This is a genomic window from Spiribacter onubensis (genome assembly GCF_040838425.1).
GTDB lineage: Bacteria > Pseudomonadota > Gammaproteobacteria > Nitrococcales > Nitrococcaceae > Spiribacter > Spiribacter onubensis.
Genome location: NZ_JBAKFI010000001.1, coordinates 101,006 through 114,419, shown reverse-complemented (window position 1 = coordinate 114,419; position 13,414 = coordinate 101,006). Strand labels below are relative to the sequence as shown.

At 65.8% G+C, this 13,414-nt stretch carries 11 protein-coding genes; 3 read left to right on the top strand and 8 right to left on the bottom strand.

The genetic code is table 11. The annotated features are described in order from the left end of the window. Window positions 1-5 precede the first annotated feature (5 nt). Window positions 6-3,536, bottom strand: coding sequence for a DNA polymerase III subunit alpha (gene dnaE, locus V6X63_RS00560; protein WP_367966644.1), 3,531 nt, complete (start codon window positions 3,534-3,536; stop codon window positions 6-8). 52 nt (window positions 3,537-3,588) lie between these two features. On the opposite strand from dnaE, the gene lpxA (V6X63_RS00555) reads away from it, so the two are divergent. The 3 genes from lpxA (V6X63_RS00555) to V6X63_RS00545 are packed head-to-tail and all read left to right on the top strand — an operon-like array spanning window position 3,589 to window position 6,505. Beyond that, entirely contained in the window at window positions 3,589-4,425 is an 837-nt protein-coding gene (gene lpxA / locus V6X63_RS00555) for an acyl-ACP--UDP-N-acetylglucosamine O-acyltransferase (RefSeq protein WP_367966643.1), read from the top strand. After that, complete coding sequence (locus V6X63_RS00550) at window positions 4,422-5,369, top strand: Gfo/Idh/MocA family protein (protein WP_367966642.1); 948 nt, start codon at window positions 4,422-4,424, stop codon at window positions 5,367-5,369. The genes lpxA (V6X63_RS00555) and V6X63_RS00550 overlap by 4 nt, the downstream gene beginning before the upstream one ends. After that, entirely contained in the window at window positions 5,366-6,505 is a 1,140-nt protein-coding gene (locus V6X63_RS00545) for a DegT/DnrJ/EryC1/StrS family aminotransferase (protein ID WP_367966641.1), read from the top strand. The genes V6X63_RS00550 and V6X63_RS00545 overlap by 4 nt, the downstream gene beginning before the upstream one ends. On the opposite strand, the gene rnhB is transcribed toward V6X63_RS00545, so the two are convergent. Genes rnhB through bamA form a run of 7 tightly spaced genes read right to left on the bottom strand, consistent with a single transcriptional unit; the run spans window position 6,495 to window position 13,408 of the window. Beyond that, window positions 6,495-7,076: a ribonuclease HII gene (gene rnhB, locus V6X63_RS00540; RefSeq protein ID WP_367966640.1), complete on the bottom strand. Its 582-nt coding sequence runs from the start codon at window positions 7,074-7,076 to the stop codon at window positions 6,495-6,497. The two genes, V6X63_RS00545 and rnhB, sit on opposite strands and share 11 nt — an antisense overlap. Continuing rightward, the gene (gene lpxB, locus V6X63_RS00535; protein ID WP_367966639.1) at window positions 7,069-8,220 is read right to left on the bottom strand and encodes a lipid-A-disaccharide synthase; all 1,152 of its coding nucleotides are present in this window, start codon (window positions 8,218-8,220) and stop codon (window positions 7,069-7,071) included. The genes rnhB and lpxB overlap by 8 nt, the downstream gene beginning before the upstream one ends. 12 nt (window positions 8,221-8,232) lie before the next feature. After that, a complete protein-coding gene (gene lpxA, locus V6X63_RS00530) occupies window positions 8,233-9,009 on the bottom strand; it encodes an acyl-ACP--UDP-N-acetylglucosamine O-acyltransferase (RefSeq protein ID WP_367966638.1) in 777 nt (258 codons plus the stop codon). After that, window positions 9,006-9,494, bottom strand: a complete 489-nt coding sequence (gene fabZ, locus V6X63_RS00525) for a 3-hydroxyacyl-ACP dehydratase FabZ (protein WP_367966637.1) — start codon at window positions 9,492-9,494, stop codon at window positions 9,006-9,008. The genes lpxA (V6X63_RS00530) and fabZ overlap by 4 nt, the downstream gene beginning before the upstream one ends. Next, window positions 9,484-10,533 carry a UDP-3-O-(3-hydroxymyristoyl)glucosamine N-acyltransferase gene (gene lpxD, locus V6X63_RS00520; RefSeq protein WP_367966636.1) on the bottom strand — a complete coding sequence of 350 codons (1,050 nt, stop codon included), beginning with the start codon at window positions 10,531-10,533 and terminating at the stop codon, window positions 9,484-9,486. The genes fabZ and lpxD overlap by 11 nt, the downstream gene beginning before the upstream one ends. Before the next feature lie 13 nt (window positions 10,534-10,546). After that, a complete protein-coding gene (locus V6X63_RS00515; RefSeq protein WP_367977856.1) occupies window positions 10,547-11,113 on the bottom strand; it encodes an OmpH family outer membrane protein in 567 nt (188 codons plus the stop codon). Next, on the bottom strand, window positions 11,114-13,408 hold the full coding sequence (gene bamA / locus V6X63_RS00510; RefSeq protein WP_367966634.1) for an outer membrane protein assembly factor BamA: 2,295 nt from the start codon (window positions 13,406-13,408) through the stop codon (window positions 11,114-11,116). Between the last annotated feature and the right edge of the window lie 6 nt (window positions 13,409-13,414).

Here is a 13,414-nt window from a genome sequence, read left to right as displayed (position 1 = left end):
TTCAGTCAAGATTGCCAGATCGTACCACGCGCCTGGCGCCGGTAGTCGACGGCGACCCGATCCGCTGGCAGCAACTGCGACAGGGCACTGATCAACTCGGGCTCCGGACGCACCCGCCACGCCTCGCCGAGGCGGACCCGCGCGCAGACATCCGGACCTTCGTAGTCGATGCATACGCTGCACTCGCCCTGCTGGTAGGGCGCCAGTGTCTGCTGCAGCGCCGGCACGAAACCGTTGCCGGCCTGCTCGGCATCAACGCGCAGCACCAGCCGCCGGGCGAAATGAAGCCGGGCGCCCGCCAGGTCATATACTCTTTCCGCCGACACGCGATAGCCGTCACTGAAATCGTCGTAGCCGAGGTCACCCTCGACCACGATGAGCTGATCCTTCTCAAGCAGATGACGGTGGCGCTGGTAGACATCCCCGAACAGGACGATCTCCATTCGGGCCGTCCGGTCATCCAGTGTGACGAAACCCAGTCTCCGGCCACTCTGGGTCACTCGACTGCGGGCCGCCACCACAAGCCCGGCCAGCACCACGCGCTGCTCGCTGTCCCGACGCCCGGTACTGCGCTCCAGGCCGATGCCGGCCTCGTTGAGCCGGCAGCTGACGAAGCCCGCCAGTTCCGCCTCATGCTCACTGATCGGATGACCGGTGAGGTAGAGCCCGAGGGTTTCCTTCTCGGCCGCCAGTCGCTCGCGTTCCGGCCACTCCGTCATCCGCTCGAGCGGATGTTCGCCCCCCTCACCTGCATCCCCTTCTGTCGGCGCACCCAGGCCGAAAAGGTCATCCTGGCCGAGTTCCGTGTTGCGGCTCTGCTGCTCGGCGGCCTGCAGGGCATTCGGCAGGTCAGCCATGGCGGTGGCGCGGTTGGGCGTGATGCCATCCAGACTGCCCGAACGGATGAGCGCCTCAAGCACCCGACGGTTGACCCGGCGCAGGTCGACCCGCCGGCACAGATCATGGAGATCACTGAAGCAGCCGCCCTCCCGCCGGGCCTCGACCACGGCCTCCACGGCGGAGTGGCCAACCCCCTTGACCGCGCCCAGGCCATAGACCACGCCACCATCATCCGGGGCGCGGAACATCCAGTCCGAGCGATTGACGTCCGGTGGCGCCACCTCGAGGGACATGGCGCGACACTCGTCGATCAGCGTGACCACTTTGTCGGTGTTGTCCATGTCGGAGGACAGCACCGCCGCCATGAAGGCCGACGGGTAGTGCGCCTTGAGCCAGGCCGTCTGGTAAGACAGCAGCGCGTAAGCCGCCGAATGCGATTTGTTGAAGCCATAACCGGCAAACTTTTCCATCAGGTCGAACAGGCCCTCGGCATGCTCGGCCTTCAGACCCTGCGCCTTCGCTCCCTCGAGGAAGATGCTGCGTTGCTTGGCCATCTCCTCGGGCTTTTTCTTGCCCATGGCCCGGCGCAGCAGATCCGCCTCGCCAAGGCTGTAGCCACCGACCGCCTGGGCGATCTGCATGACCTGCTCCTGGTAGAGGATCACGCCATAGGTGGGCTGGAGGATGGGCTTGAGCGCATCGTGATGGAGTTCTGGCGTCGGATACGCCACCGGCTTGCGGCCGTGCTTGCGGTCGATGAAATCCTCGACCATGCCCGACTGAAGTGGACCGGGACGGAACAGGGCGACCAGCGCGACGATGTCCTCGAAACTATCCGGACGCAGGCGCCGGATGAGATCTTTCATACCCCGGGATTCCAGCTGGAATACCGCCGTCGTCTGGCATTCCTTCAGCCGGTCGAACGTCTGCTTGTCGTCGAGCGGGATCGTGGCGATGTCCAGCGCCTGTTCGCCACGAGCTTCCCGAAGCGCGTTGACCGCCTTCACGGTCCAGTCGATGATGGTGAGGGTGCGCAGGCCGAGAAAGTCGAACTTGACCAGGCCCACCGCCTCGACGTCATCCTTGTCATACTGCGTCGCCAGGCCACTGCCATCCGGCTCACAGAACAGCGGTGCAAAGTCGGTGAGATCGCTGGGAGCGATCACCACGCCGCCGGCATGCTTGCCGACATTGCGTGACAGCCCCTCGAGCCGGCCCGCCAGGTCCAGCAGGAAGCCCACATCCTCGTCCTGTTCGGCGAGCTCCCGCAGATCGGCCTCCTGGGCCAGTGCCTTGGCCAGCGTCATGCCGATCTCGAAGGGAATCATCTTGGCGATGCGGTCGACATAGCCGTAGCCATGTCCAAGCACCCGGCCGACATCCCGGACCACCGCCCTTGCCGCCATGGTGCCGTGGGTCGCGATCTGGGAGACCTTTTCGCGGCCGTAGCGCTCGGCGACGTAGTCAATGACCTGGTCGCGCTTCTCCATGCAGAAGTCGACGTCGAAATCCGGCATGGATACCCGCTCCGGATTCAGAAAGCGCTCGAAGAGAAGGTCGTAACGCAATGGATCCAGGTCGGTTATGTCCAGCGCATAAGCCACCAGTGATCCGGCACCCGATCCGCGCCCCGGACCCACGGGGATATCCCGGGACTTGGCCCAGCGAATGAAGTCGGCGACGATCAGGAAGTATCCCGGGAAGCCCATCTGGATGATCACATCGAGTTCGTGATCAAGACGCGCGTAGTACGCCGACTCCTCGCCACCGGGCGTGCCGAGCCGCTCGATCCGCCGGGCCAGACCCGCCCGCGATTCCTCGCGCAGGTAATCCTCGATGGTCTGCTCACCGGGTACGGGAAAATCAGGGAGGACGTTCTGGCCGAGGGTCAGTGAGAGATTGCACCGCTGGGCGATCGCCAGCGTGTTGTCGATGGCCTCGGGAATGTCGGCAAACCGCTCGACCATTTCCGCGGGGCTGCGCAGGTATTGCGCGTCGCTGTAGTGCCTTGGCCGATCCTGATCATGAAGGATCCGGCCGTCGTGGATGCAGACCCTTGCCTCGTGGGCCTCGTAGTCGCCCTGCTCAAGAAAGCGCACGTCATTGGTGGCAACCACCGGCGTCCCCGTCTCCGCGGCGAGCGCCACCGCGGCATGCACATGGGCCTCATCGCCCGGGCGCTCGGTCCGCTGCAGCTCAAGATAGAAACGGTCACCGAAACGCTCCTGCCAGAAAGCAAGCCGGCGATGGGCCAGATCGCCGTTGCCTGAGACCAGCGCCTCACCGACATCCCCGCGGGCACCGCCGGAGAGGACGATCAGCCCGCCGCTCCAGTCATCGAGCCAGCGCCGGTTGACGAGCGGCAGCCCCTCACCCTGCCCTTCCAGGTAGCTCGCCGTGATCAGCCGGGTGAGGTTGGCGTAGCCCGCGTCGTCCATGCAGAGGAAGGTCAGCACATGGTGACCGTCCCGGTCGGCGTCGGCGATACGCAGATCGGCACCGATGATCGGCTTTACGCCGGCGGTCACTGCGGCGCTGTAGAACTTGACCATGCCGAAGAGATTGCCCTGGTCGGTCACCGCGACCGCCGGCATCCCCTCGTGGGCGGCCGCCTCGACCAGCGGCTTGACCCGCACGGTCCCGTCAATCAGCGAGAATTCGGTATGCAGATGGAGATGAACAAACGCTGGCGACATGATCCTTCCCGGGCCGGTCAGACCGATAATCGTACCGCCGAAATACGCCGCAATGATAGATCGTGGACTGGCCGTGATCGACCGTTTCCGCCATCATGCACGGATGCAGGAGACCCGCATTCATCCGACCGCTTGCATCGACGACGGAGCCGAAATCGGTGAGCGCAGCCGCATCGGCGCCTACGCGGTGGTCGGCCCGAACGTCGCCGTCGGCGATGACTGCATCATCGGCCCCCATGCCGTACTCGAGGGCCCGCTCCGCCTGGGACCGGGCAATCATGTCGCCGCCCATGCCACGCTCGGGCTGCCGCCGCAGGATACCGGCTATCGGGGCGAGCCAACGGCTCTGGAGATCGGCGCGGGAAACACTTTCCGTGAATTCGTGACGGTGCATCGGGCAAGCACCAAGGAGGACGGTCTCACACGGGTGGGCAACAACAACCTCTTCATGGCCTACAGCCATGTCGGCCACGACGGACGCATCGGCAACGGGGTCACCATCTCCAACGCCAGTCAGCTGGCCGGCCACGTGCACGTCGAGGACCAGGCGTATATCTCCGCTGTCTGCGGTATCCATCAGTTCGTGCATATCGGCCGTCTGGCCATGGTCGGTGGCGGCGCAGTGGTCACGCGGGACGTCGCGCCCTATACCCTTGTGGCGGGTAACCGCGCCCGCCTCCGCGGCCTGAACACCCGGGGCCTGGGGCGGGCCGGTCTGAACGTGGACCAGCGCCGCGGCATTCGCCGCGCCTACGACCTGGTCTTCCGGCGCGGACAATCGCTCGGCACCGCGCTCGAGGCGATCAGTGCGGATCCACAACTGAGCGGGCCGGAGATCGACGGCTTTACCGCTTTTATCCGCGCCAGCCGCCGGGGGCTGACCCGATGAAACCGCTTCGCACGGCCGTCGTGGGTGTCGGTTATCTCGGCCGCTTTCATGCGCAGAAATATGCGGCACACCCTGACTGCGACCTCGTTGCCGTGGTGGATGCCGATGCCGACCGGGCCCGGACCTTGGCGGAGGAACTCGGCTGCGAGGCGTGGACCGACCCCCGGGCACTGTTCGGCCGGGTCGACGCCGCGAGCCTCGTGACGCCGACACGCCTGCATCATCCCATTGCGCTGGAGCTGATCGGCGCCGGACTGCACCTGCTCATCGAAAAGCCCATGACGACGACGCTCGCCGAGGCGGACGAACTCATCGAGGCCGCCGGCGGAAACGGCTGTCTCATACAGGTCGGACACCTGGAGCGGTTCAATGCGGTCATGGTCGCGGCGGCGACGGAGATCCAACGGCCGCTATTCATCGAGTCCCACCGCATCGCGCCATTCAATCCGCGCGGCGCCGATGTCAGTGTCGTGCTGGATCTCATGATTCACGACATTGACCTGATCCTTGAACTCGTTGAGGCCCCGCTGGAGCAGATGGATGCAAGCGGGGCACGGGTCATTTCCAGTGATATCGACATCGCCAATGCCCGACTGCGCTTCACCGACGGCTGCATCGCGAATGTCACGGCATCCCGCGTAAGTCCCAGGGCAGAGCGGCGGATGCGAATCTTCCAGCCCAACGCCTACCTTGCCCTCGACCTCCAGGCTGGCGTCATGGACATCCAGCGACGGCGTGTCGAGGCACAGGGGCCGCCCACCATGGACCAGATCGAGCGGGAGAAGCGGGACATCGATCGACGGGACGCCCTCGCCGATGAGATCAGCGCCTTCGTGGCATGCATCCGCGAAGGGAGTCGACCCGTCGTGGATGCACGGGATGGTCGACGGGCGCTGGCGGCCGCCATCGAGATCGGACAGCAACTGAACCGGAATGCCGTATGAGCGACACCTCACCCCATCCCATACCCATGGTCGATCTGACGGCACAGTACCCGTTGGTGCGCGACGCCATTGACCAGGGCCTGGCAGCGGCGCTGGACGAGGCGCGCTTCATCCTCGGCCCAGGTGTCCAGGCGTTCGAGGCGGAGGCGGCCGATTACCTGGGCTGCGCCCATGCCGTCGGCGTCGCCTCGGGCACCGACGCGTTGCATCTCGCCCTGCTGGGTGCGGGTATCGGCCCGGGCGATGAGGTGATCACTACGCCGTTCAGTTTCATCGCCACGGCAGAGGCGATCTGCTATACCGGTGCCCGGCCGGTCTTCGCCGATATCGATGCGCGGACCTTCAACCTCGACCCCGAGGCGGTCGCCGCGGCCATCGGACCACGGACCCGGGCGATCGTACCGGTCCACCTGTTTGGTCAACCCGCGGATATGCCACGTCTCCAGACGCTGGCCGAGGACCATGGCCTGTTGCTCATCGAGGATTGCGCCCAGTCATTCGGCGCCGAGATCGACGGCAACATGACCGGGAGCCTCGGCACGACCGGAGCCTTCAGCTTCTTCCCGAGCAAAAACCTGGGGGGTTATGGCGACGGTGGTCTGGTCACGACCCAGGACGAGGCCATCGCCGGTGAATTGCGCGCCCTGCGCAATCACGGCAGCCGCCGTCGGTACTACCATGACCGCATTGGCTACAATAGCCGGCTGGACGAGCTCCAGGCCGTCATTCTCCGGGCCAAACTGCCCCATATCGACCGCTTCAACGCCGGCCGACGCCGGATCGCCCACCGCTACAGCGAGGGGCTCGGTGATCTGCCGGGACTGATCACGCCCCATGAGGACGGTATCGGGGCGCATGTCTATCATCAGTACACGCTGCTCTGCGACGACCGCCCCGGGCGCGAGGCACTGATGGAACGACTGACGGCGGAACACATCGCCTCGGCGGTCTACTACCCCGTCCCCCTTCACCAGCAGGCGGCCTTCGGCGGAGCCGAGCAGGTGACCACCATGAGCCCGACGGGCCCGGGTTGCCCGATGGCGGATTCGGTCGCGGAGCGTTGCCTCTCTCTGCCGATGTACCCGGAGATGCCGGACGCCGATGTCGAACGGGTGATCGAGGTGATCAGGCGCTGAGGAGTCTTCTCACCGGGGCGAAGGAGCGCCGGTGCGCGGGACAGGGCCCGATGGCCTGCAACCGCTCGCGATGCAGCGCGGTCGGGTAGCCCATGTGTCGGTCGAACCCGTACTCCGGATACTGGTCATGCAACTCGAGAATGCATCGGTCGCGGTAGACCTTCGCGATGATGGAGGCCGCCGCGATAGCGGGGACGCGGTCATCGCCTCCAACCACCGCCGTCGCCGGGCATGCCACCTCCGGGAGATCCCGTCCATCCACCAGGATCTCCCGCGGCGCCGGCGCCAGTGCCGCCACGGCGCGCTGCATGGCAAGCAGGCTGGCCATGCGGATATTCAGATGATCGATTTCCTCGACGCTCGCGATGCCGATGCGCCAGTCCAGCGACTGCGCCCGAATCATGGCATCCATCCGTTCCCGGCGTCGCGCCGAGAGCCTTTTCGAATCACGCAGCCCGGACCAGCTGACGGACGGGTCGAGCCGGACCGCGGCCGCCACCACCGGACCGGCCAGTGGGCCGCGACCGACCTCATCAACCCCCGCGATATCGTCGACGATGATGTCATCCATCCAATCGCCCCCGGCTGGCCAGTAAGGACGCAACCGCTGTCGCCGCCTGTTCGCTCGCATTGAGCCGGAGCCGCGCATGGAGCTCGGCGAACCGCTCGGCGATTTCCCGCCGCTTGCGGGGTGCCTCGAGCAGCGAGAGGACAGCGGGGGTAATGGCCTCCGCATTGGCCTCGTCCTGCACGAACTCCGGCATGAGCATCTCGCCCGCCATGAGATTGGGCATGGCGAAGAAGGGGATCCGCAGGCTTCGGCGCGCCAGCATGGCGGTCATGGCATTGACCCGGTAGGCCATCACCGACGGGCATTTCAGCAGCATGGCCTCCAGCGTGGCCGTCCCCGATGCGATCAGCCCGGCATCGGCGGCGGCCAGCACCTGCCTCGACTGCCCGGGAGTCACCTCCACCCTCGCCGCCCGCGGCGGCCCGTCAATGCCGTGCTCGATCATCGTCTGCAGCGCCGGGGTCGCGGCGGGTATGACGAACCGGCTCTCCGGGTGGACCGCCGCGACCCGGCCGGCCACTTCCAGGAATACGGGCAGCAGCCGCTGGATCTCACTGGATCGGCTGCCGGGCAGGAGCGCGACCATGGTCTCGCCGGATTGCACCCGGAACGACTCGCGAGCCGCCGCATGATCGGTATTCAATGCGATTTCGTCAGCCAGCGGATGGCCGACGAAACGCGAATCGACGCCCGACCGGGCGAAGAACTCATCCTCGAACGGATAGATACAGAGCATGCGGTCGACCGCCTGGCGGATCAGCCGGATCCGACCGGATCGCCAGGCCCAGACCGTCGGGCTCACATACTGCAGTGTCGGGATTCCCGTGGCGCGCAACGAGCGGGCCAGGCCCAGATTGAAATCCGGCGCGTCCACGCCGATGAAGACGTCCGGCGGATCACTCATCCAGCGGCGACGCAGTTCACGCCGGATGGCAAGCAACCGCGGCAGGTGCCGCAGAACCTCGACAACACCCATCACCGACAGGGCATCGAGCGGGTGAAAAGTCTCGAGACCCGCTGCCGTCATGTGGCTGCCGCCAATACCCTCGAAGGTCGCGCCGGGGTAATGCCCGGACAACGCCCGGATCAGGCCACCGCCAAGATAGTCGCCGGAGGGTTCACCCGCGACGAGTGCGATCCGCATACCGCCCCGGACTCAGCGGACGATGCCGCGGGGGGACTCCCGCAGGAACGCCACGAAACGCTCGATCACCGGGTCATCGGCCGCGTCGGCGGCGATGGCCTCGATGGCCTCCTGCAGACGCAGGCCACGCTTGTAGAGCGTCCGGTAGGCGGCGCGCAGACGACGCTGGCCCTCGCCATCAAAACCCCTGCGACGGAGCCCCTCGCCGTTGGTGCCGTGGGGTATCGCCGGGTCACCGGCCACCATGACCCAGGGAGGGACATCACGCCGGATACAGCTGCCCATCGATGTGAAGCAGCCCTCGCCCAGCCGACAGAACTGATGGACCAGCGTGAACCCCCCGAGGGTGACGCCCTCCTCGACCAGCACATGGCCGGCCAGCGAGGCGCCATTGGCGAATACCACCCTGTCCCCCACCAGGCAGTCATGGGCGATGTGCACATAGGCCATGATCCAGTTTTCATCGCCTATGCGCGTCACGCCGCCCCCGTCCCGGGTACCGCGATTGATCGTCACGAACTCGCGGATGGTGTTGTTGCGCCCGATTTCGAGGGCGCTGTCCTCGCCGGCGTACTTCTTGTCCTGGGGAACCTCTCCGATGGAGGCGAACTGGTAGATATGCGTGCCTCGACCGATCATGGTCGGGCCCCGGATCACCGCATGCGGCCCGATGACGCAGCCGGCAGCGACTTCCACCCCCGGGCCAATGACCGCATAGGGCCCCACCTCGACATCGGCCGCGAGCTCGGCACCAGGGTCCACAACCGCAGTCGGGTGGACTGCCGTCACATCGTCCTCATCGTGCAGCGGATGCCGGCGCTGGCCACGAGGCGGTCGTTCAGCTCGACCCGCGCCTTGAACAGCCAGATACCACGAACGACGCGTTCCAGCGACGCCACCATATGAGGGCTGTCACCCGGCTCCACCGGCTGCTTGAAGCGCGCGTCATCCACCCCGACAAGATAGAAGAGCGGCGCCTCGGAGGGCATTTCGGTGTCCGCACGGGCCTCATCGGTGACGAAGGCGAGCAGACCGCATGCCTGCGCCATGGCTTCCACGAGCAGCACACCGGGCATGATGGCCCGGTCAGGGAAATGCCCCGCCGCCCACGGCTCGTTGGCGCTGATGTTCTTCACCGCGCGCAACCACTCGCCGGGGGAGTAATCCACGACGCGGTCGATGAGCAGGAAGGGATAGCGATGCGGCAGACGGCGCTTGATTCCGTCCAGATTGATTACGCGCTCCGCCGCCTGCTGCGAGGGATCACTGCTCATCACGCTCCTTTGTGTTTTCCACTGCCTTCTCCAGTTTCTCGAGCCGGCGCGCCATCTCATCGAGCTGCCGGAAGCGCACTGCGCTCCGGCGCCAGTCGCGTGTTGGCATCGCGGGGATCCCCGACGAATAGACGCCAGCCTCAGGCACGTTGCCGATCACCATCGCCATGCCGGTGAACGTCACGCCGTCGGCGATCTCCAGATGCCCGGCGAACCCCACCGACCCGCCGATCGTACAGTATCGCCCGATGCGCGTGCTCCCGGAAATGCCGGTCCCGGACGCGATGATCGTATGCTCGCCGATATGGACGTTGTGCGCCACCTGCACGAGATTGTCGATCTTGCAGCCGTCGCCGATGATCGTGTCACCCTGCGAACCGCAGTCAACGGTGGTATTGGCGCCGATGGAGACATCATCGCCGATGACCACGCTGCCGAGCTGCGGGACCGGTTCCCAGTGGTCCCCCGCATGGGCGAAGCCGAACCCCTCACCACCGATCACCGCGCCGGGCAGGATATGCACCCGGTCGCCCAGCCGGACGCCGTCAAGCACCGACGCGTTTGCATCAAGGCGGCAGTCATCGCCGATCACCACGTTCGCCCCAACCACGACGCCCGGGCCGATGCGGCACCGCGCGCCGATCACCGTCCCCTCACCGATGACCGCCTGCGCGTCTACCCGCACCGTCTCCGCGAGGTGTGTTCCCGCGGCGACGCTGGCCGACGCATGGACGCCGGGAATGACTCGGGGTAACGGGTTGAGCAGCCGCGCGATCCGCGCGAAGACCAGATAGGGGTTATCGGCCCGCAGGACCGCGAAACCGTAGGCGTCGGCCAACTCGGTGTCCGGCAGGATGACCGCGGCGGCGCGGGTGTTGGCAAGATGCGCCCGGTATTTGGGATTGGCCAGGAAACTGATGTCGTCCGGCCCGGCCGATTCCAGCGGAGCCACACCGCGGATGCTGCGCTCGCCGCTCCCCTCGAGCCGGCTTTCCGTCAACGTCGCGAGCTCGGCGAGCGTGTAGTCCTGCGATGTCACCGGCCAGACCCCGTTACTGCGACCCGTTGCGCTGCTCGTACTGCCGTTCGAGCCGCTCGATGATGCGATCAGTGATATTCACCGCGTCACTGGCGAAAACCACGCCATCACTCACCACCAGGTCGTAACCCTGTTCCACGGCGAATGCCTCGACCACACGCAGGATGCGCTGCTGGAGATCCCCGAGGGCCTCGTTGCGGCGCAGATTGAAATCCTCCCTGAAGGCCTCCTGCTGACGCTGGATCTGTCGGCGCTGGGTCACGATCTGACGCTGCAGCTCCTGCTCGGCCTCCGTGTCCAGGCGCATGCGCTGTTCGGCGAGCTGATCCTCCAGGGCCCGCAGTTCCTCCTGCATGGCGACGATTTCCTCGTCCCGCGGCGCGAACTCCTCCTGCAGCCGCTGTCGCGCCGCGTCGGCCTGCGGTGCCTCATCAGAGACCCGCCCGGGGTTGACGTACCCGATGGTGAGATTCGCGCTGACCTGTCCCAGCGCGACCGGGCTGCCGAGCAGCAGGACGACTGCCGCCAGCAGATGCCGTGCGCCGCGCCCCGATCCCGTTTTCCGCATGAATGCATTCATTCAGAACGACGCCCCGATGGTGAACTGGAACGGCTGTTTCTTGTCGCCGGACTCCGCATTGAGCGGCTGTGCCACGCTCATGGTGAACGGGCCGATGGGCGAGAAGTAGATCAGACCGACCCCGGCGGAATAGCGCACGTCGGACAGGCTGATCCCGGTGAACCCGTTCAGATCCTCGTGCTCACGATCCCATACCTGGCCGGCATCGATGAAGCTCGTCAGCCGCAGGTTGTTGCCCTCCTCGTCCTCGGCCAGCGGGAAGCGGACCTCGGCACGGCCCAGGGCCCGCACGTTGCCGCCGGTGGGGTCGTTGTTCTCGTCACGGGGTCCCAGCGAGTTGAGCTCGAAACCGCGCACGGTGCGTATGCCTCCGGCATAGAAGTTGTCGTAGAACGGCAGCGTTTCGCCCGTCCCGTACGCATCGCCGTAGGAAAGTGTCCCGTCGAGGGCCAGCGTGAAGCGGTCGGTCAGCCGGAAGAAGCGCGACTGTTCATACGTCAGGCGGTAATACTCGAGGTCGGAAATCCCCGGCAGTGAGACCTCCAGGCTGGTGCTCTGACGTCCGCCACGCGTGGGGAAGACGGCGGAGTTCCGCGTATCCCGCGTCCAGGAGAGATCCGCGAGGATGTTGGTGTTGCTCGTCCCATTACGGTCGACGAAGCGCTGCTCGATGCGCGTGGGATCCGTGAAGCTGAGGGACACGTCCTCGAAGGTCAGGTCCGCGCCGACCCGGTCGTTGGCGGTGACCGGAATCCGGTAGCCATAGGAGGCCCGGGTCGTCTTCAGGCCGTAATCCGCCAGATCGGCCTCCCCGGCGTCGCGGTCGCGGAAGGACAGCGCGTAGCGCCGGTCGATTCCGCTCATCGTGAAGTTGCGCTCCAGATAGGAGAGTCGGTAGACGGTATCGGCATCATCACTGTTGGCGACGAACTCGGCGCGGTCACCGGTGCCGAAGACGTTGTCCTGCTCGACGCCGAGATTGAGTATCACACCCTCACCCGACCCGAATCCGACACCGGCCCGCAGGCTTCCCGACAGGCGTTCCGTGGCATTGACCTCGACATCGACCTGGTCAGTCGTCCCCGGCACCCGTGGCGTGTCGATGCTCACGTCACTGAAAAAGCCGAGCCGGCCGAGACGCGACTCCGACTCGCGCAGATCCGAGGTGGAGAGCCAGGTCCCTTCGTACTGCCGCAGCTCCGTCCGGATGACATCATCCCGGGTGGTCTCGTTACCGCTGATGCGGATACGGCGCACGTAGACCCGGTCAGCAGGGTCGATGAAGAAGGTCAGATCGACGATGCGTTCAGCCTCCCGCAAGTCCGGGATCGGGTTGATGCGCGCAAAGGCATAGCCGCGCTCGCCAAGTTTGTCGCGGAGGGCCTCCACCGTGTCGGTGATGTTGCGCTGGTTGTAGATCTCGCCGCTGTTCAGCTCAAGAAGGGCACGAAGCTCCTCCTCCGGGTAGATCAGATCGCCAGCCAGGGCAATGTCGCCAACCGTGTACTGCTGCCCCTCGTCCAGATTGACGGTGATATGGATGCGCTGCCGGTCGGGACTGATCGTGACCTGGGTTGATTCAATGCGGAAGTCCGCATATCCACGATCTCGGTAGAAGGCCCGTAGACGCTGGAGATCGGCGGAGAGGCGCTCACGGGAGTACTTGTCACGATTGGAGAGGAAGGCCCACCAGGGTTTCGGCCCCATCTGGAAGCGGTCGCGCAGGCGGTCGGTGTCGAAGTCCCGATTGCCGATGAAGCGCACCGGCTGCACCGAGGCCGGCTGACCCTCCTCGATATCCAGTCGCAGGCTGATGCGATTGCGCGGCAACGGTGAGACGGTGCTTTCGACGCCCACGTCATAGTAGCCGAGGGCAAAGTACTGCTGTTCGAGCTCACGCTCGATGGTGGCGAGTAGCGAGCGGTCGAAGCTCTGGCCCTCGCCGAGACCCGCAGCGGTCAGGCCTTCGCGCAACCGGTCGCTGGCGACGGCATCATTGCCGACGAACTCGATCCGGGCGATCGCCGGCCGCTCCTCCACCGCGATGATGAGCGTGTCGTCATCACGCAGCAGCGCCACGTCATCGAAGAATCCCGTGTCGAAGAGTGCTTCCACGGCGTCCGCGCTGGCGCGAGCATCGACCTCGTCCCCGACTTCGAGAGGCAGGTAGTTCAGAACGGTGCCCTCGGCGATACGATCCAGGCCCCGAATGCGGATCTCTTCGATCGTGAAGGCCTGCGCGCCGGTCGCGACGGTCAGAAACAGCAGGAATGCCGCCAGTCGTGTTCGCATCATTCGCCC